The sequence below is a fragment of the Flexithrix dorotheae DSM 6795 genome (assembly GCF_000379765.1).
In the GTDB taxonomy this organism is placed as follows: domain Bacteria; phylum Bacteroidota; class Bacteroidia; order Cytophagales; family Flammeovirgaceae; genus Flexithrix; species Flexithrix dorotheae.
The window spans coordinates 119,227-138,597 of record NZ_KB903442.1 but is presented as its reverse complement, the minus strand read 5'-3'; the positions used below and the strand labels follow the sequence as shown (position 1 = coordinate 138,597).

The window sequence follows — 19,371 nt, the reverse complement described above, 5'->3', positions numbered from 1 at the left end:
GGTTTATCAGGCTGCCAATAAGCAAGTAGCAGAAGATGCCTTGTTGGATCTAGAAGAAAAATGGGGAAAGCAATATCCCGTAGTGATCGCCTCCTGGCAAAACAACTGGGAGAAACTTTCTGAATACTTTAAATATGATCAGGGGATTAGGAAAATAATTTACACCACAGCAGCGGCTGCCGCAAATGCAGTGGAAGGCTACCATCGACAGGTCAGAAAGGTGACTAAAACAAAAGGTGTTTTTCCTTCAGATATGGCTTTATTGAAATTAATTTATCTGGCTTCAAAAAATATTTCTAAAAAATGGGTACAGCCTATGCAAAACTGGGGACAGATTTTACAGCAATTAGCCATTCACTTTGAAGGAAGGGTACCATTGGGGTTGTGGTAATGGTTACTTTTCCAGCCAGCAAGTTATGGTTTTTTCCATAATTATCAAGGGTATATAAACAGCCAGTACCTGGCTGCCCTTGACAATTATTCCAAAAACCATTATTATGCAGTCAGGAAAAGTAACCAAAAAAAATATTTCTATAAAAGTAATCCCTATCAGACAGAATTAGTTATACACTTCCTTTTATTCCGTTCAGAATTTTGCCTCTAAGAATGTGCTAATTTTCTGGATGGAATATTTTATGAACTATCAATCCCACCAGGATTCCCCATCAATTAAATATTTTTCTTGAATCAGTTTTTCATTCAGGCTGATACCAAACCCAGGCCGGTCACTTAATTGGATGTGGCCGTTTTTAATCATGTCTTTATCATAACCCAGTATATCGGGATCTCCGTTAATACCCTTTCCATTACGGTTAATCGGATTGGCTATAAAAGCTTCATGTGCGACAAACTCACGCACAGATGCGGCAAAACTAGCAGAAGCGATTGTAGCAATAGGACCAGCAACATTGTGGGTGCAAACCGGGATATAATAGAGTTCGGCAAGATCGGCTATTTTTTTGGCTTCAAGAAGTCCACCAGCCATTGATACATCGATTTCAATCAGGTTCAATCCCTGGTTTACGATAAATGGGCGAAAATCATCTCTGGTGTATAAATTCTCTCCAGTCAGGATTGGAACAGGAGACCTTTCGGTTAGTTTTATCCACTGTTCATTATAGGCAATGGGAAGCGGATCTTCCATCCAGATTGGTCGGATAGGAGCTACCCCATTAGCCAAACGTAGTGCACTGTCAAAATCAAGTTCCCAGTGGCAATGAACAGCAATATCAAAATCACTTCCCAAAGCCTCTCTCATATTGGCATAGCCCTTTGCGTTTCTGTCCACTTCCGGATTTGAAAGTCTCCGATTATTGAGTTTACTCCAGTCCTGATCTCTTAATATATTAGTCTTACAGGCTGTCCAGCCTTGTCCTTTCATTAACTCAGCGAATTCAATACAGGAATCCATATCCAGCATATTTTTTGGTCCAGATGAGGCGTATGCACGAACTTCACTGACATGTTTTCCTCCCCCCAATATTTTGTGCACAGGTTGTTCCGTAATCTTTCCAATAAGATCCCAAAGCGCAAATTCTACTCCAGTAATGGCGTGGGTGGCTATTCCATGATTTCCCCCAAAATACGAAGTACGGGTACTCATCTTGAATATCAAATATTCTAAATCGAGTGGATCATTTCCCATCAGTATGGGTTTACATACATTTTGGATAATATCTTTAGCTCCATAACCATTTTCATCGTGATGACATTCACCAATTCCTACCAGACCAACATCCGTGGTAATTTTTACAAGCGGGCTGACCCGAAAGCCTATTTTGGTTAGTACACATTGTACATTCGTAATTTTCACTTTGCCAGCAAGTGAATTTGCTAAAAGGTCTAAATAAGAAATAAAAGTCAGGGCAGATGTAGTTAAAGCAAGGTTTCGGATAAATTTTCTTCGTTTCATTTTCATGGTAGAGGTAAGTCTTGTAAAATAATTGGGCTAAAACATCAGATTGATAATAAAAGGTTTTGAGTAAATAGCCCAACTTATTGAAATTTATGGAAATAAGATTGAATAAAATAAATGGGGATCATTTTATTTCTAAAAAGTTCACCATTAACCACATCTTGACTGTGGAAACCCTATATGAATAAAAAAAAATGATTAAAAACTTTCAGATTGGTATTATTCATTTACCATTCAAATTCTATTGGGTTCCGAGGGGAATAGTGTTTGTAGCCGGTTTGCACATAATAAGTTCTATAGGGCTAAATTATTGGTCTGAGTCCGTATTCTGCATAATTTTATCAATTATAGCTCCTTTAATATATTATTATAAGTAGTTGGGAAAATCCAAAAAGGAGCTTTTGATCCTACCTATGGATTAAAATAATTCCTCATATGTTTGGGAAAAGTAATTTTTGTCTTGGAATTGATTTGGTAATATTTAAGCAACCTTTGTGAATCTGGCATTCAGGCCTGGTTATAAATGACTACCAAAAAAACACAAGTTATAGATTGATAAAATGAGGCTTGATTACTGAATCATAATTCTTTTTTAATCCAAAAGAATTAATAATTAAATTGCAGACTCAAATTAAACTAATTCTCTCATCAGTGGATGAAAAGAAAAATTCTTATAATTCTTTTTACCTTTTATTCCTTTACTGGATTCGCTCAGGAAAGAGCTACGGTTTCGGGAGTAGTAACAGAGGAGGAAACAACTGGTTCACTTCCTTTTTCTACTGTAATTTTAACTTTAGAAGCTACCGGAGAAACCCTTTCCGGGACACTTGCAGATGCTGAAGGTCGTTTTTTATTTTCGGGAGTTGAACCAGGGCAATATATGATCATTTGCTCCTTTGTAGGTTATCAAACTACAAAGGTTCCCGTATTAGTGGGTAAAAAAAACAATATTTATGATCTTGGGAAAATAGCCTTACAGGTTCAAACAGAGGAATTGGATGAAGTGGTGATTACCGCCAAAAAGGAGATTGTATCCTCAGGATTAGATAAAAAGGCATTTTCAACTAGAGATAATTTTGCCCAATCGGGAGGCTCGGTTTTAGACGCTATGAAAGCATTGCCCGGTGTGGCTGTAGATCAGGAAGGGCAGGTACTCTTGAGAGGAAGTAATCAAGTGGCTATTTTGATTGATGGCAAGCAATCGAGTCTGACGGGATTTGGGAACCAAAAAGGCCTTGACAATATCCCAATTGCTAATATTGAAAGCATTGAAATAATCAATAATCCTTCAGCAAAATATGATGCATCGGGGATGGCCGGTATCATCAACCTTATTTATAAAAAGGAAAATGAAACAGGACTAAACGGGGATGTGGGATTAGCTTTTGGAATGGGGCAACTTAATAAAAGGAAGCAGGATTTACCCACAAGTTTAGGAAGCTACAATTTCAACCACAAAATTATTCCAAGTTTTAACCTTAATTATAAAACATCTAAAATCAATGCCTTTTTGCAGGGTGAAGTATTAAATCAAAGGAAACTTCCAAATAATGAATTTACCACCAGGTATTACGATGATGGAAAAACGATTGCTTCACAAGTTGCTGAAAACAGAAAGCAAACCCAATATATCATAAAAGGAGGAGTGGATATCAACATTGGTGAAAGGGATATTTTAACACTCTCCTCAGTTTTTGATTTTGAAAGTCATGTGGACACTTCACAAGTCCCTTATATTAATTTGGCCGAAAATCTGCAGGAACGCTATTGGACTTGGAGGGAGGAAGAAGTGACCGGGTTTCTAAATTTTAGAGCCGATTATAAGCATAAGTTTGAACAACCCGGACATGAAATTAATTTTAGTTTGCAATACACCAGAGGATGGGAAGATGAAACCTATTATTTAAGGGATAGTTCTGCAATCAGGCAATCAGCTGATACCACCCATATCATTGCGACTGAACATACCATTCCCTTTTTAATTGATTATGTGAAACCCCTTAAAAGTGGCCGAATTGAGGCAGGAACTAAATTACAGATCAGGAGAATTCCTGTCACCTACACGATAGGACAAGGAGAACAATCTGTTATTTATCCAGGATTAGGAGAATGGTCAGATTGGGGAGAAAATATTTATGCCGGATATTTTAATTACGTACTTGAAAAAAAGAATTATGCTATAGAAGCAGGGCTTAGGGCCGAACATGTAGATGTTTTTTATGATTTGGACCCGGAAAATATTTATTATGATCAGAATGATGCCTATGATTATTTTAGGCTATACCCTAACGTTAGGCTAACTTATATCTTCAATGAAAATCACAACATCTCGGTTTTCTACAATAACAGAGTTGATAGACCAGGGGAGCCTAATTTGCGGGTTTTCCCTAAATATGATGATCCTGAATTGATGAAAGTTGGCAATCCTTATTTAAGACCCCAATTTACCCAAACCTTTGAAATAGCCGCCAAGAAAGACTGGTCAACTGGATATGCATATTTTTCTGGTTACCATAGGATAATTGATGATCCATTCACCAGAGTTTACAGTATTGATTCTTCAGATGTGAACTACGATATTGTAAATAAAATTTATCAGAATGTTGGTAGAGCAACCAATACCGGGATAGAATTATTACTTTCCCAGAAGATTGTAGAGATTTGGAGAATAAATGGAAGTTTTAATTGGTATATCAACGTAATTGATGCTTTTTCCGGAACCATGTTATTCCCTTACCAAAGGGCTTTTTGTATTGAAAAAACCGAAAATAATACCTGGGATATGAAGCTGACAAATAGTTTTTCATTATCAGAAAACACCGACTTTCAAATAACTACACTTTATATTGCTCCTAAAAATATACCACAAGGTAAACAATTTTCCAGATCCTCCATTGATTTAGGATTTAAACAGAAAATCATGGAAAATAAAGGAGAAATTACCTTTTCCTTTACTGACATTTTTAATCAATATGGAATCAGGCAGGAATTAGAAGGGGATGGTTTTAAAGTTTTGTATGAAAATTTTTATGAAACACAGGTAGCTACGCTTGGTTTTAAGTATAAGTTTTAATTCTAATAATATTCCAATTGATTTGATAGGGGATACAGGAAAGGCCTTGTTCCAGAGGCCAACAGTAAAGAAACGGAGAATGAAGTTGGTATCAATGCTCTGTCGAGCAAATTTAACTTGATCTTCCAAAAGGAGAGATAAATAGAACATACAAGGTACCTGGTTTGACTCTCGGAATGGGAATACTATAGCAACTGAACCAAATACATCCGCTAATTATACCTTCCTGCAGAGTGGGAAGATGCTATTTTGATTGTAAAAAAATTATCCTATTCGCCATTTAGGGAAGTATAAAAATGCATGGAAAATAAGAAAATGCATTTTTACTTTCTTACAAGTAACCCCAACATTTTATGGGAAAACAACATCCACACGATTATAAAAATTAATGGGTTTGGTGTTGAATTTTTGTACTACAAATCGATTTATTTATATCTTGTTAAAATGTTGATTTTTTTAAATAAAATGATTTGATATGAAAATGATATTAGCTTTTTCTGTTACTTTTTTACTTTCCCTGTCCCCTTTATTTTCACAAGAGCATTCATCTTCGCTCACCGATGAACAAATTTTGGAATTATATGCAGATTTGAGGGTGGCGGATGTTTCGGATGGAATGGATATGGCCAGTCTTCCTGATGTTGGACTAATGGATCCTAGGATTGAAGCCTTATGGAAAGATATTGATAAATTTAGTCACCGGTTTTGTGGAATAGCAGTCACTGCTAGGTATGTGCCCACCAACAGACAGGTTCCTAAAAATATGACTCCCGAAGATTTCAGAAAATGGGAGGGGAATTGGTATAATGAAATTTCTCCAGAACCCTTTGTAGAGTATCTGAAAAAAGGAAGTGTAATTGTGATCGATAATGCAGGAGATGGAGATACGGGTTCAACCGGTTCGGCCAATATTCTGATATGGAAAGAAAAGGGGGCCGTTGGCCTTGTGTCTGCAGGTGGAGTTAGGGATACGGATGAGATTATCAAGCAGGGTAATCCGGTGTATATGGATCTTTCAAAGCGTGGGCGAGGAATCAGGCCCGGGAGAAACGAAATTGAATCTGTTCAGAAACCAGTTGTTGTTGGGGGTGTTTTGGTAAATCCTGGCGATGTAATCGTAGCCGATGGTGATGGAGTGATAGTGGTTCCAAGATCTCAGGCAAAATTTGTTGCTGAAATGGCTCACATCATTATGAAAAAAGATAAGGCTGCCCGGAAAGGGTTATTTGAAAAACTAGGTATTGAAAAGGACTTTACTGTAGACTAGTCAGGTAAAAATTTCATCAATTTTAATGGCCCCCATGAAGATGGGAGCCATTAAATAAATAAACAGATTAATTCTATTTATTAGATAACACACTTTATATAATTTGGGTCTACCTTCAATCATCATCCTTTAAGTGTAGTTTCAATGGTTGACTGATCCTGAATTGCGGTAGCATATGGTTGGTGGTAGTATCGTTTTCCAGTCACCTTGTATAAAGCATTAGCCAGGGCTCCTACAGCAGGTGGCAGGCCTGGTTCGCCCAAACCCGTTGGTTTGATTTCGCTCTCCACAAAAAATACTTCAATTTCTTTGGGAGATTGATTATGCCTGATCAGCTGATAAGTATTGAAATTATTGTCAGTTGGAGACCCGTTTTCAAATTTTATCTCACTGTACATAGCGTGACCAATGCCATCTACCACTCCCCCCTGAATTATGTTGATCGCCCCTTCTCGATTTACCACAATACCACAATCCACCGCACACCATACTTTATTGACAATGGGTTTACCTTCTTTCATGATAAGGTCCAGAACTTGAGCAACATAAGTGTTGTGGCAAAAATAGGCAGCAAATCCTCGATAAATACCAGGTGTTTCAACACCCCAATTCGCTTTTTCCTTTACCAATTTAATTACCCCAGCGTACCGTTCTGCTTCATATTCATTCTTTTCACCTATAGGATTGTCTATGGCACGATCAAATAATTCCAATTGCAAATCAATAGGATCTTTTCCAATTGCTTCAGCCACTTCATCCAGGAAAGATTGTTCTGCCCCAGCTGCAAAGTGGGAGCGTGGAGCTCTCCATGCCCCCATAGAAATATTACTCTCCGATTTTAATTTGGTGGCCGTATAATTTTCAATTGTACCTGCAGGAAAGCGGTTTGGGAAAATCGCTCCTTCCCTAAAACCAACGCCCCTGGCGGAATAAGCAATGATATTATTGTTTTCATCTAATCCTACCTTATAAGTAGAGCGATAAGCGGTACGATAAATACCAGCAGTCATGTCATCTTCTCTGCTATAAATCAATTTGATTGGTGCACCCATTTTTTTGGAAATAGCAGCAGCTTCCAATCCGTAGTGCACATATAATCTTCTTCCAAAGCCACCTCCGATTCTGGTAATGTCAACGGTAATATTTTCTTCGGGAATACCCAGCAATGTAGATGCATTACTTTTTAGCACACCAGGGGTTTGGGTTGGTCCGATGAGTTCTGCCTTATTTGCTGTAACGTGGGCAAAAAAGTTCATGGGTTCCAGTGTATTATGTGCCTGAAACGGAGCCGTATAGGTTCTTTCAATCACTTTGGCAGCTTTTGAAAAAGCAACTTCCGGATTGCCATCTTTACGACTTTCCTGTATCTCTCCTTTTTCAATATCCCTTTTCAATCGTTGGGTATGCATTTCGGAATTCTCCAACTCACTTATAGACTCCCAGTTTGCTTTCAGGGCTTTTTTGGCCTTCATCAAATGCCATGTTGAATCACCTACTATTGCAATGAGATGAGGGAATACCGTTGCCACTAAACGTGTACTTTCAACTGAAATATCAATTGTAAACGCATCCCTGATCCCATTCATCGAAACAATTTCCTCTCGGTTAAAATCCTTCACAGTCATCCCAAATGCCGGTGGGTGTTCGATCATAGCCAGTAACATACCCTCTCGTATGAAATCAATGCCGAATAATGGCTTTCCGGTAACAAGTTTCGGACCTTCTACATTTTTTTTGAAACTTCCAATTAATTTAAAATCCTTTGGATTTTTGAGTTCTACTTCCTCAGGCACCTTGATATCTACGGCTTTTGCAGCAATTTCACCATAACCAATGGTTCTCTCTCCTTTAATTTCTTTAATGATGCCCTCACTTACAGTCAGGTCTGATACCGCCACTCCCCATTCTTTGGCAGCAGCTTCTAACAACATCCTTCGTCCTGTTGCCCCAGCCATTCTTAATACATCCCAACCTTGCATAATGGATAAACTACCTCCGGAGAACTGACGTTTTTTAAAGGCATCTGGATTTAGCGCACCTTGCTCAACTACAACGTGATCCCAATTTACATCCAATTCTTCTGCAACAATCAAGGGCATGGATGTCATGACATTCTGTCCAATTTCTGGATTGGGAGAATAGATGGTCACCAGACCAGTATCCCCAATTTTGATATATCCATTTATCTCAAACCATTCTTTTGGAATCGGTATACCCTCCTTAACCTGAGAAGTACAGCTGGTTAACCAGTTAAACCCGATAAGCATGCCTCCCCCAGCGGCAGCAGACACCTTTAGAAATGACCTTCGATTATGTTGAGTTTTTATAAGTGTCATAATTCCTTATTTTGAGATTAGGTATTTGAGGTTACTGATTTTATGGCCTCTTTGATTCTTACATAAGTCCCGCAACGGCAGATGTTCCCATTCATGGCGGCTTCAATTTCCGGATCACTTGGCTTGGGATTTGATTTCAGGAGTGCAGCAGCATTCATAATCTGCCCCGACTGGCAGTAGCCACATTGGGCCACATCATGTTCTAACCAGGCCTGCTGAACTGGGTGGTCACCTTTTTCGGATAGCCCTTCAATCGTTGTAATTGCCTGATTGCCGACCTGTGAAACTGGTAACATGCAAGACCGCATAGCCACGTCTCCGAGGTGGATAGTACAAGCTCCACATTGGGCAATACCGCAGCCATATTTGGTCCCTACAAGATTTAAGCTATCCCTAAGTACCCAAAGCATAGGCATATCAGGATCAACATCTACTTGATGCTGTTCCCCATTAATATTCAGATTAAAAACTGCCATGATTTAAAAATTTTAATAAAAACCAAGCTACTCTGCCAATGAAAGCAAGTATTTAAAAATAAAATTTTGAATAAATTGTATTTAAAAGATTAAAGTTTGATTAAATACAAAAATACTGGATTTTTAATAAGCAATTCAACCGTAATTACTGAAATACCTACCAGTTTTACTGGTTGTTGCTTGTTGTTTGAAACTGAAAGGTAGGAAGCTGGAATTTTTTACTACCATTTAAGTGACTATGAAAATCCCTATTCCCATTTTTTGAAGTCTAATGGAATAGTTAATAACAATGTAAACAATAGTTTAAAAGATAAGATTCCTTCATTGAGAAAATCTGTATATATAAAAAAACCATTTTTGAGTTTGACTTTATTGTAACAAAGTTAATCAGTAAAATTACCTAATATTTTTATAAAATGCTCTACCATCATTACGGATTCTCCTACCATTATTACAGTCTTAAAACTACGGAACTGGTTAATTTGCGATTTGGATGTATCTTTACTTTATTATGAAGAGAGTTGTTAATGTTCAATCCGTACATGATTATAATACCGTTATAGGTATTGAAACTTTGCATCCTCTTGTCAGTGTAGTTGATTTTTCTAAAGCGAAACCAGAACCAAATCCAGGTATAGATTTTATCAGTTTTGAATTTTATGCGGTGTTCTTAAAACATGGTAAGCATTGTACTATCAGATATGGAAGAAATTATTACGACTATCAGGACGGAACCCTGATATTCATTGCTCCAGGACAAGTAGTAAACATTGAAGAGGACGGTGAAGACTATCAGCCAGAGGGTTATGCGATGTTGTTTCACCCGGACATGCTATTTGGTACATCGCTTGCAAAAAAGATGAAGGAATATTCATTTTTTTCTTATGACATCCATGAAGCTTTACATATCTCCCTACGGGAAAGGCAAATTGTGCTTGATTGTTTCTCCAAAATCAGTCAGGAATTAAATCAGTCCCTTGATAGGCATAGCAATAGTTTAATTGTATCAAATATTGAGTTATTCTTAGGCTATTGCGCGCGGTTTTATGACCGCCAGTTTATCAGTAGAAATAATATCAACAAAGGGATCTCTGAAAAGTTTGAAGCGCTGTTGCATGACTATTTTCAAACGGATAAGCCACAAGTTCTTGGACCACCTTCGGTTAAATATTGTGCTGAACAACTTCATTTATCACCAAATTATTTTGGGGATCTGATTAAGAAAAAAACAGGCAAGTCAGCACAGGAACAAATACATTCTAAGGTAATTGATGTGGCAAAGGAGCGAATATTCGATTCCACTAAATCCATTAGCGAAATTGCTTACGAATTAGGATTCAAATACCCACATCATTTCAGCCGTTTTTTTAAGCAACGGGTTGGATATTCACCCAATGCATATCGAACCCTTAGCTAAATGAGCCTCAATACAAATAGAAGATTATTTATCATCCTCATTATATCTTAGGTGTATGCTGTAAAACAAATTTTTAAATCTGTAAGTGATTCTATTTTCAATAGTAAAAGTGGGAAATGCATAGAGTCTAAGCCAAAGAGTGCTCCCTTTCCAATATGGCTATGGCAACAACAATTGATGTGGGAAAAGCAAAAAATATCCACCCTGAGAACAAAATAGAGGTGGGGTACCGCTTGTTTTTAGCAGCCAAAAAAATCACATATGGTAAAGAGTTGGTACTTACCGGTCCTACTTTTAAGGAACTGCAAGTACAAAAAGGTAAGACAATCGTATCATTTAGCCATCCCGGTTCGGGATTGATGGAGAAAAGTGCTAATTATGGATTGGTGAAAGGTTTTCAGTAGCGGGCAAAAGACAAAAAATTTTACCCTGCTATTGGGTTGATTAATGGAAATAATGTATTGACCTCATATGGCTGAACCAGTGGTGGTTCGAGACGCTTGGATTGAATATCCGGGAATACTCAATTTGTAAAACTAAAGGGGGGGGGGCCGGCAATGCCTTTCCTAATAGCTAACTGGGATGGTATTACAAAAAAAGAGAAGTATAGTGTCGATTTTAAGAATATAAATTTACCAAAACAGTAGTTTCTAAGAAAATAAAATAATGAAGATGCTATATCTTAAAAATAGTCTTATTCTAAGCATAATTTTTTTACTTATTACAGCTTGTCAACCACATGAGAAGCAACAGGACGTGGAGAATAGCACTAAGGAATCTCCCCCAAACATCATTTTGATAATGGCGGATGATCTGGGCTATGAATGTATTGGATCATATGGTAGTACTTCATACCATACACCAAATATTGACAAGATAGCCTCCAATGGGATGAGGTTTGAAAATTGCCATTCACAACCCATTTGTACCCCATCAAGGGTCCAGATTATGACAGGGCAATATAATGTTAGAAATTACACCAAATTTGGAGAGCTTGACAGGACTCAGGTGAGCTTTGGTAATCTTTTTAAAAATACAGGTTATAAAACTGCTATAGCAGGTAAATGGCAGTTGGGGAAAGGGCAGGACTCTCCACAGCATTTTGGGTTTGATAAATCTTGTGTTTGGCAACAATCACTCGATAGAATGGACTCATTGGGTCAAGATACACGTTTTTCAAATCCTGTTATTGAATTCAATGGAAAAGTAAGACGTTTTCAGAATGGGGAATATGGCCCGGAGATCGTAAGTGATTTCCTGTGTGATTTTATTGAAGATAATCAGGAAGGGCCTTTTTTCGCCTATTATCCGATGATTCTTACGCATTGTCCTTTTGTCCCTACCCCCGATTCAAAAGAATGGGACCCACAAAGTTTTGGGTCACTCGATTACAAAGGGGATACGGTCTTTTTCAAAGACATGGTTGCTTACATGGACAAGATCGTGGGTAAAATAGTGACCAAAGTGGAAGAATTGGGATTGAGTGACAACACCCTGATTTTATTTACCGGAGACAATGGTACAGACGAACCAGTAGTATCTTTAATAAATGGAGTTAGATATCCTGGGGGAAAAGGTAGAACTACTGACAATGGCACTCATGTTCCCTTAATAGCAAGTTGGCCTGGTACCATTAATAAAAACCAAATCTCCTCAGACATTGTAGATTTTAGTGATTTTTTACCTACTATTTCTGAAGCTGCTGGTATAAATATACCTTCCGAATTACCCATTGATGGAATTAGCTTTTTTCCACAACTTAAAGGTGAAGAAGGAATCAAAAGGGAATGGATTTACTGCTGGTATTCCAAATCAGGAAAGCTGAAGAAACTAAAGGAATTTGCTAGAAATAAAGAATACAAGCTTTATACAACCGGGAAATTTTATAATGTAATGGATGATATGTTTGAAGAAGAACCTCTTTCTGTTGATAGCCTGAGTGAAAATCAAAAAGCCATTCATAAGATGTTAAGTGAAGCACTCGCAAAATATAAAAATGTGAGAAACTGATTTATACCCGCAAGGCCATCCAAATATTTAAAAATTACCAACCCTTAATTCACACACTTTGGAAAATATGAAATTCAATTATATCAACACCTTTATTCTAATAATATTCATGGCTTCGTGCCAACCAAAACAAAAGCAACAAATCGTTGAAGACAGTACGAAAGATGCCCGTCCCAACATCATTGTCATTCTTGCTGACGACATGGGCTATTCGGACTTAGGCTGTTTTGGTAGCGAAATACAAACGCCTAATCTTGATAGATTGGCTGAGAATGGCATGCGAATGACCAAGTTTTACAATGCTGCCAGATGCTGTCCTTCCAGAGCTTCTTTACTAACGGGTAAATACCCACACCTCGCTGGCATTGGGTCAATGACGCAGGATTTTGGGCGCCCGGGTTATGAAGAGGCTATCCGTGAAGATGCACCAACGATTGCACAAGTGCTTCAGCCTGAGGGATACAATACATACCACGTGGGTAAATGGCATGTTGGTAGCGAAGAAAAATACTGGCCTAAGCACAAAGGCTTCCAAAAAGATTTTACGTTCGTAAATGGAGCTTCTAGCTACTACAACCTAAAGCCTTATACAAAAACGCAAGACTCACTTCACCTGAAGTTAACATTGAATGGTGAATTGTATCGTCCGGGTAAGGATTTCTACATGACAGATGCTTTCAGTGATTATGCTGTACAATTCATAGAAGAGGATGATGAAAAGCCATTTTTTATGTATTTGGCATACACGGCACCTCACTGGCCACTTCATGCACTTCCTGAAGATATAGCCCGGTATAAGGGAAAATATTCGATGGGCTGGGACAGCCTGCGTGTTCAGCGATACGAGAAGATGAAAGCAATGGGCATTATTTCAGATGACACACCGCTATCTATGCGATCGGAGGATTTACCGGCTTGGAAAGATATTCTTGAGGAGGAAAGAGAAGGTTTTGAAACGTTAATGGCACTTTATGCCGCAGTTATAGATCGCATGGATCAGGGAATAGGTCGTGTAATCAAAGCATTGGAGGAAAAAGGGGAATTAGACAATACCTTAATAGTTTTTGTTTCTGATAATGGTGGGAGTCCAGAACGTATGCGAAAAGTGATTTATCCTACAGATGGTGAATTAGGTTCGGAAAGATCTTTTCCTACTTATGGCGCACACTGGGCGAATGTAAGTAACACGCCTTTCCGTTATTACAAGGCCTGGGTCCAGGAAGGTGGTATTGCTACACCATTTATTGCTCACTGGCCAAAGCAAATTGCCAAGGGAGGATTAAATAACAATTATCTGGGCCATATCATGGATATATTGCCCACAAGTCTGGATATCGCTGGCGTAGAATACCCAAAAGAACTCAATGGTAAATCAATTCCGGAAGCTACCGGTAAATCATTTTTACCTGCTTTGAAAGGAGAACCTGTAAGTGGACATGATGCTTTGTTTTGGGAGCATGAAGGTGTAAGAGCCATGCGTGAAGGAGACTGGAAATTAGTCAGCAACAAATATTATATAGATGAAACCGGGTGGAATGCTCAGATAGAATGGCAACTATTTAATCTAAAGGAAGACCCAAGTGAAATGAATAATGTCATTGAACAACAAGAAGCTTTGGCTAAAAATATGATTGCCAAATACGAAGCATGGGCTGAAGCGAACTGGGTAGTCTCTCCTCAAGAATTTTTTGACATGAAAGCCGCATGGAAGAAAGAAAGAGGGTTGGCTCCGGCAGGTAAATTCTAGCAAGGTTGGAAAGGGGAAGGAACAAGTCTGAAAAAGTAAAAAAACTGGATGTAATTTCATCACTTAAACTTAAGGATTTCTTAGAAAATTAACATTTAATATATTAATCGCCTTGAAAATGAAAAAAATATACTTTCTGTCCATATTGTATTTTTCTACTTTAAACATTTATGCTCAGAAAGTTGATCTTACTCAAGTTTGGCCTGCTCAATGGATAACCACTAATGGCCCTCAGAAAGAATACGCTGTGCATTACTTTAGGAAAGCTTTTGAATTGGATGCGATACCTGAGCAGCTGATTGTGCATACATCTGGGGATACACGCTATCAACTTTTTGTAAATGGAGAAATGGTTACTTGGGGACCATTGACAGGGGATTTAAGACATTGGTATTATGAAAGCACAGACATTGCCCCTTATCTAAAAGAAGGGAAAAATATTATAGCCGCTTCGGTTTTAAACTATGGCTCGCATCCACCAGATTCCCGACTGACAGTTCAAACTGGTTTTTTACTCTGTGCCGATGATAAACAGTATCAGTTTTTAAATACTAACAAAGACAATTGGAAGGGAAAACACGATTCTGCTTATTCTCCTAATCTGATTGATCCATCACAAGTGAATGGGTATTATGGTGGTGGCTCGAGAGAAATTATAGAAGGTAATCAACTCATTTGGGATTGGAATCAGAGGGGTTTTGAGGATAGCTATTGGGAAACGGCTAAAATAGTTGAAAGGGCCTATGCTAAAGGCTGTAAATGGGCAAGTAGATGGAAACTAACTCCTCGAACTTTGGTACATGAAGAACTCACTTCTGCTAAGTTTCAATCTTTAAGAATTGAAGAAAATATAAAAGTGGAAGGGAAATTTCCAAAAGAAGAGGGAAAAGTTTATGTTCCACCCCACACCACAGCTCGAATGGTGTTGGACTGGGGGTATGAAGTGACTGCGTATCCAGTATTAGAAGTGAGCAAAGGAAAAAATGCAGTCATTACTTGTACTTATGTAGAAGCTCCTTATATCGGAGATCCCAAAAAGAAAAATAAAGGCAATCGTAACGAGGTAGAAGGAAAAACTTTTTTTGGTTATTACGATAGGTTTATTGCTGATGGAGGAGAAAACAGAATATTCAAGCCATTTTGGTGGAGAGCATTTCGTTATGTAGAACTCACTATTGAAACCAAGGAGGAGGCACTTATTGTCAATGATTATTCAGGGATAACGTCATATTATCCTTTCCGGCAAAAAGCATCTTTTTCCTTAAAAGACAAAAAAGGTGCTGTTGACAATAATCAATTTCAAAAGATGATGGAAATTGGGCACCGTACCATAATGGCGTGTTCACATGAGCATTTCATGGACTGCCCATATTATGAGGAAAGTCAGTTTGAGGGTGATACACGGGTGCAGGCCCTGGTAAGCTATTACAACTATGGAGATTCTACTTTAGGGAAAAATGCCATTGAGCAGTTTTCCTGGTCAATCAACGATGAAGGCTTTCTTTCGGCAAGATATCCTACTAACAGTATGTACTACATTCCTAATTTTTCCCTCTACTGGATAGGGATGTTGTACGATTATATGATGCACTTTGAAGATCCTGAATTAGTTGCTTCCAAACTTTCTGTAGTACGTCAGATACTCAATTATTTTCAACAAAAAGAACGTGAGAATGCAACCCTGAAACCTTTGGACTATCACAAGTTTGTGGACTGGTCATTTAAAGCCGGGGAAACTCCTCAAGATGAAGACGGCTATTCAGCATTAGCGGATTTACATTATTTAATGGCCTTGCAATGGGCAACTGCCTTAGAACAATATGCCGGAAATCCTTATTTTGAAAAAACTTATGCAGAAACAGCTGAAAAGCTAACAAAGAGTATCCGGGAAAAATATTGGAACGAGGAAATTCAATTATTTACCGATGTCCCAAATAATGCTTCAATGCTCTCGCAACACACCAATTGTATGGCAATTTTAACAGGGATTTCGCAAGGAGAAGAAGCCAAAAAGATTATGGATAAAGTTCTTCAAAATGAAGAAATGACCCAAGCTACACTTTATTGGTCATTCTATGTATTTGAAGCATTGGAAAAAGCAGGTTTAGCTGATGAGTATCCAAATAATCTTCAGGTATGGGAGGAAGTCATGGAATTAGGGGTAACCACCTGGCCGGAGACAGGCCCCAACAGCCGAAGTGAATCACATGGCTGGGGAGCAAGTCCCAACTATCATTTATTGAAAATTATTGGGGGAATATCTCCACTGACGCCAGAATTCAAGAAAGTACAAATCAAGCCCAGTTTTGCTCAGGGTGATGAAATGAAAGTAACATTTCCTCATCCCAAAGGAGAGATTAGAATTGATTTACAGAAGAAAAATGAGAAAGTTACAGGTACGGTTTCAATTCCTGAAAAAATAGAAGTAGTCCTTCAATGGCAAATGCGGGAGCTAAAGCTAAGTGCGGGAATGAATAAGATAAAATTTTAAATTCTATTTTACATGAAAAATAAATTTTTTAATAAAGTATTGATATTACTGAGTCTACATATAATAAGTGTCTCGTGCTCTCTAGCTCAAAAAAAAGAGCGCCCAACACCTGACATGGCCAATGTGAAGTACGGGACTCATGAAAGAAATGTATTTGATATCTGGTTTGCCGATACTACTAAAGTTACCCCAATTGCTCTTTACATACACGGAGGTGGCTTTGTAGGTGGACGCAAGGAAAGTCTGAATGTTGGTTTATTGGAAAATTTACTTGAATCGGGGATTTCAGTTGCAGCAATCAATTACCGTTTTCTTAAGCAAGCCCCCTTACCTGCAGCCCACCACGATGTTTTACGAGCCTTGCAATTTATCCGAACAAATGCTGAGGAATGGAAAATAGACAAAACCAAAGTTGCTGCATTTGGAGGTTCTGCAGGAGCACAATTGTCTATGTGGCTTGCATTTAGTGATGAAATGGCCAGCCCAAATGCAAAGGACCCTGTGGAAAGAGAATCGTCTCGCCTTGTTTGTGTGGCAACTAATGGAGGACAGACCACGATGGACTCTACTTTATGGAAAAAATGGATTCCTGAGTTTGATAGATACCGTACCACAAGCGAGCAATTTTATGGGAAATTAACCGAAAAGGTGCGCATTAAAACGATAGAAAGTATATCAGCGATATCCATTATTTCAAGTGATGATCCGCCTATTTTCATGGAATATAGTATGCCTCCTGATGAGTCTCCTTCCGGAAAAGGAAATGGATGGAAAATTCATCATGTGATTTTTGGTATAAAACTCAAAGAAAAGATGGATGAGCTGGGCGTTGAGGCTGATTTGAAATACCCGAATGCTGAAACGAAATATGAAACCAGGTTGGCATTTTTGAAAGCTAAGTTGCTTGATTAAAGTGGAATTTAGCCCCAAATATCATTGAGCTTCCATAAATATGAAAAGAAAAAACAATTATTGTTAATGAAATACCATATTACCCATATCCTTCTATGTACATTTTTCCTAGTCAGTTGTAGTATTGAGGAAGAGCAGACATCTGAAAATCAAGCGCCTAACATCATCTTAATTCTGGTTGATGATATGGGTTATTCAGACATCGGTTGTTTCGGAGGAGAAATTTCTACCCCAAATATTGACTTATTAGCTGAAAAAGGAACTCGATTCACTCAGTTCTATAATAACGCCAGATGTTGTCCTTCTCGGGCTTCATTAATGACGGGTTTGTATCCTCACCAGGCGGGAATGGGGCATCAAAATGTGGATCATGGGCATCATTCGTATAGCGGAAGAATTACTAACAATGCCACGACTATTGCAGAAGTTTTAAGTGAAAATGGCTACAGAACGTACCATGTTGGTAAATGGCATTTAGGAAATGAAAGCGAATATTGGCCGGATAAAAAAGGTTTTCAACAGTCCTTTACCCTGGTGGAAGGAGCCATGAACTATTACAATCGTTCTCCTTGGTTAAAAAACCAAGATTCATTAATGATAACATATAATAGTGAGTCTTACCTCCCAAAAGAAGGTTTTTATGCCACTACAACTTTTACGGATACGGCTATGGCTTTTGTGGAACGTCATGACTTCAACTCTCCCCTTTTCATGTATCTGGCGTACAATGCACCTCATTGGCCTTTGCATGCCCCTCAAGAAGATATTGACCCTTATAAGGGTCAATATCTGCTGGGTTGGGATAGTTTGAGAACAAAGCGCTTTGAAAGGATGAAAGAATTAGGAATTCTCTTAGAGAAACACACTTTATCTGAACGTTTCCACTCTGTTCCCGCATGGAGTAGCTTATCAGATTCTGTTCAGCAAGATTGGGACTCAAAAATGGCACTTTATGCAGGGGTGATGGCCAACCTGGATAGAAATATCGGGCGACTTTTATCAACACTTGAAGAGAAAAATCAATTGGATAATACATTGATCGTATTTATGTCAGACAATGGTGCTTGTTATGAAGACCCTGTTCCTTTAAATGCTCCCTGGAGCAATCACCCCACAGATGGTGTTCCTGGTGGTCCAAATTCTTTTCCTAGTTATGGAACAGCTTGGGCAAACGCTGGAAATACACCATTTGCTTATTTTAAATCATATTTACACGAAGGGGGAATCATTTCGCCTTTGATTGTGTCTTATCCAAATAAAGTTCCAGCAGGAAAAATAGACTCAAAAACCGTTGGACATATCACTGATATATTACCTACTTTTTTAGACCTGACTGAGGCTGAATATCCTTCAAAGATTGAAAACAGGAAAATCACTCCTTTTGTAGGAACTTCTTTGCTCTCTGCTTTTTATGGGGAAAAGTCAATTAAGAGAGATACCATGTATTGGGAACACGAATTTCATCGAGCTATACGGGTTGGAGATTGGAAATTAATTTCTCCATATAAAATTAGGGGTAAAAATGGAATATATAATCAATGGGAACTCTACGATTTGAAAGAAGATCCAACTGAACAACAAAACCTCGCTGCCCAATATCCAGATAAGGTGGAGGTCCTCTCAAAAGCTTATGAGGTCTGGGCTAAAAAAGTTAATGCCTTAACCAAAGTAGAAATGGATAGTGTGAAACGTTTGAAAATGAATTGAGAAATCTTTGGTTAAGAATA

13 protein-coding genes are annotated in these 19,371 nt (G+C 38.3%); 10 read left to right on the top strand and 3 right to left on the bottom strand.

The features are described from left to right. A partial coding sequence (locus A3EM_RS0115395) for a transposase (protein ID WP_020529120.1) occupies nt 1-391 on the top strand: 391 nt, incomplete at its 5' end. Nucleotides 392-643: 252 nt separating this feature from the next. Here the strand turns inward: A3EM_RS0115395 and A3EM_RS0115385 are convergent. Then, complete coding sequence (locus A3EM_RS0115385) at nt 644-1,912, bottom strand: mandelate racemase/muconate lactonizing enzyme family protein (RefSeq protein WP_169513369.1); 1,269 nt, start codon at nt 1,910-1,912, stop codon at nt 644-646. A 658-nt stretch (nt 1,913-2,570) separates the two neighbouring features. Between A3EM_RS0115385 and A3EM_RS0115380 the strand changes: the two genes are divergently transcribed. After that, complete coding sequence (locus tag A3EM_RS0115380) at nt 2,571-4,988, top strand: TonB-dependent receptor (RefSeq protein ID WP_020529117.1); 2,418 nt, start codon at nt 2,571-2,573, stop codon at nt 4,986-4,988. A gap of 475 nt (nt 4,989-5,463) precedes the next feature. Further along, the gene (locus tag A3EM_RS0115370; RefSeq protein ID WP_020529115.1) at nt 5,464-6,255 is read left to right on the top strand and encodes an RraA family protein; all 792 of its coding nucleotides are present in this window, start codon (nt 5,464-5,466) and stop codon (nt 6,253-6,255) included. 122 nt (nt 6,256-6,377) lie between these two features. Here A3EM_RS0115370 and A3EM_RS0115360 read toward each other — a convergent pair whose 3' ends face one another. After that, nucleotides 6,378-8,591 (bottom strand): molybdopterin cofactor-binding domain-containing protein, encoded by a 2,214-nt coding sequence (locus tag A3EM_RS0115360; RefSeq protein WP_026210320.1) that lies wholly within the window; start codon nt 8,589-8,591, stop codon nt 6,378-6,380. 17 nt (nt 8,592-8,608) lie between these two features. Beyond that, nucleotides 8,609-9,067: a (2Fe-2S)-binding protein gene (locus A3EM_RS0115355; RefSeq protein ID WP_020529112.1), complete on the bottom strand. Its 459-nt coding sequence runs from the start codon at nt 9,065-9,067 to the stop codon at nt 8,609-8,611. A gap of 511 nt (nt 9,068-9,578) precedes the next feature. Here A3EM_RS0115355 and A3EM_RS0115350 point away from each other — a divergent pair. The 7 genes from A3EM_RS0115350 to A3EM_RS0115315 all read left to right on the top strand — a co-directional run bounded on the left by A3EM_RS0115350 (nt 9,579) and on the right by A3EM_RS0115315 (nt 19,351). After that, nucleotides 9,579-10,484 carry a helix-turn-helix domain-containing protein gene (locus A3EM_RS0115350; RefSeq protein WP_020529111.1) on the top strand — a complete coding sequence of 302 codons (906 nt, stop codon included), beginning with the start codon at nt 9,579-9,581 and terminating at the stop codon, nt 10,482-10,484. 161 nt (nt 10,485-10,645) lie between these two features. Then, nucleotides 10,646-10,888: a hypothetical protein gene (locus A3EM_RS0115345; RefSeq protein WP_157637909.1), complete on the top strand. Its 243-nt coding sequence runs from the start codon at nt 10,646-10,648 to the stop codon at nt 10,886-10,888. A 262-nt stretch (nt 10,889-11,150) separates the two neighbouring features. Continuing rightward, nucleotides 11,151-12,494: a sulfatase family protein gene (locus A3EM_RS0115335; protein WP_245576514.1), complete on the top strand. Its 1,344-nt coding sequence runs from the start codon at nt 11,151-11,153 to the stop codon at nt 12,492-12,494. A 109-nt stretch (nt 12,495-12,603) separates the two neighbouring features. Beyond that, the gene (locus A3EM_RS42535; protein WP_020529107.1) at nt 12,604-14,241 is read left to right on the top strand and encodes an arylsulfatase; all 1,638 of its coding nucleotides are present in this window, start codon (nt 12,604-12,606) and stop codon (nt 14,239-14,241) included. A 118-nt stretch (nt 14,242-14,359) separates the two neighbouring features. Next, on the top strand, nt 14,360-16,732 hold the full coding sequence (locus A3EM_RS0115325; RefSeq protein ID WP_020529106.1) for an alpha-L-rhamnosidase-related protein: 2,373 nt from the start codon (nt 14,360-14,362) through the stop codon (nt 16,730-16,732). Between the two features lie 114 nt (nt 16,733-16,846). Beyond that, a complete protein-coding gene (locus A3EM_RS42530; protein WP_052323360.1) occupies nt 16,847-17,644 on the top strand; it encodes an alpha/beta hydrolase in 798 nt (265 codons plus the stop codon). Nucleotides 17,645-17,710: 66 nt separating this feature from the next. Further along, entirely contained in the window at nt 17,711-19,351 is a 1,641-nt protein-coding gene (locus A3EM_RS0115315; protein WP_020529104.1) for an arylsulfatase, read from the top strand. Nucleotides 19,352-19,371 lie beyond the last annotated feature (20 nt).

Bases quoted from the DNA above. Each gene is read 5' to 3' on its own strand.
- A3EM_RS0115325 (WP_020529106.1), top strand. From the start codon at position 14,360: ATGAAAAAAATATACTTTCTGTCCATATTGTATTTTTCTACTTTAAAC.
- A3EM_RS0115345 (WP_157637909.1), top strand. From the start codon at position 10,646: ATGGCAACAACAATTGATGTGGGAAAAGCAAAAAATATCCACCCTGAG.
- A3EM_RS0115370 (WP_020529115.1), top strand. From the start codon at position 5,464: ATGAAAATGATATTAGCTTTTTCTGTTACTTTTTTACTTTCCCTGTCC.
- A3EM_RS0115335 (WP_245576514.1), top strand. From the start codon at position 11,151: ATGAAGATGCTATATCTTAAAAATAGTCTTATTCTAAGCATAATTTTT.
- A3EM_RS0115380 (WP_020529117.1), top strand. From the start codon at position 2,571: ATGAAAAGAAAAATTCTTATAATTCTTTTTACCTTTTATTCCTTTACT.
- A3EM_RS42530 (WP_052323360.1), top strand. From the start codon at position 16,847: ATGGCCAATGTGAAGTACGGGACTCATGAAAGAAATGTATTTGATATC.
- A3EM_RS0115360 (WP_026210320.1), bottom strand. From the start codon at position 8,591: ATGACACTTATAAAAACTCAACATAATCGAAGGTCATTTCTAAAGGTG.
- A3EM_RS42535 (WP_020529107.1), top strand. From the start codon at position 12,604: ATGGCTTCGTGCCAACCAAAACAAAAGCAACAAATCGTTGAAGACAGT.
- A3EM_RS0115315 (WP_020529104.1), top strand. From the start codon at position 17,711: ATGAAATACCATATTACCCATATCCTTCTATGTACATTTTTCCTAGTC.
- A3EM_RS0115355 (WP_020529112.1), bottom strand. From the start codon at position 9,067: ATGGCAGTTTTTAATCTGAATATTAATGGGGAACAGCATCAAGTAGAT.
- A3EM_RS0115350 (WP_020529111.1), top strand. From the start codon at position 9,579: ATGAAGAGAGTTGTTAATGTTCAATCCGTACATGATTATAATACCGTT.
- A3EM_RS0115385 (WP_169513369.1), bottom strand. From the start codon at position 1,912: ATGAAACGAAGAAAATTTATCCGAAACCTTGCTTTAACTACATCTGCC.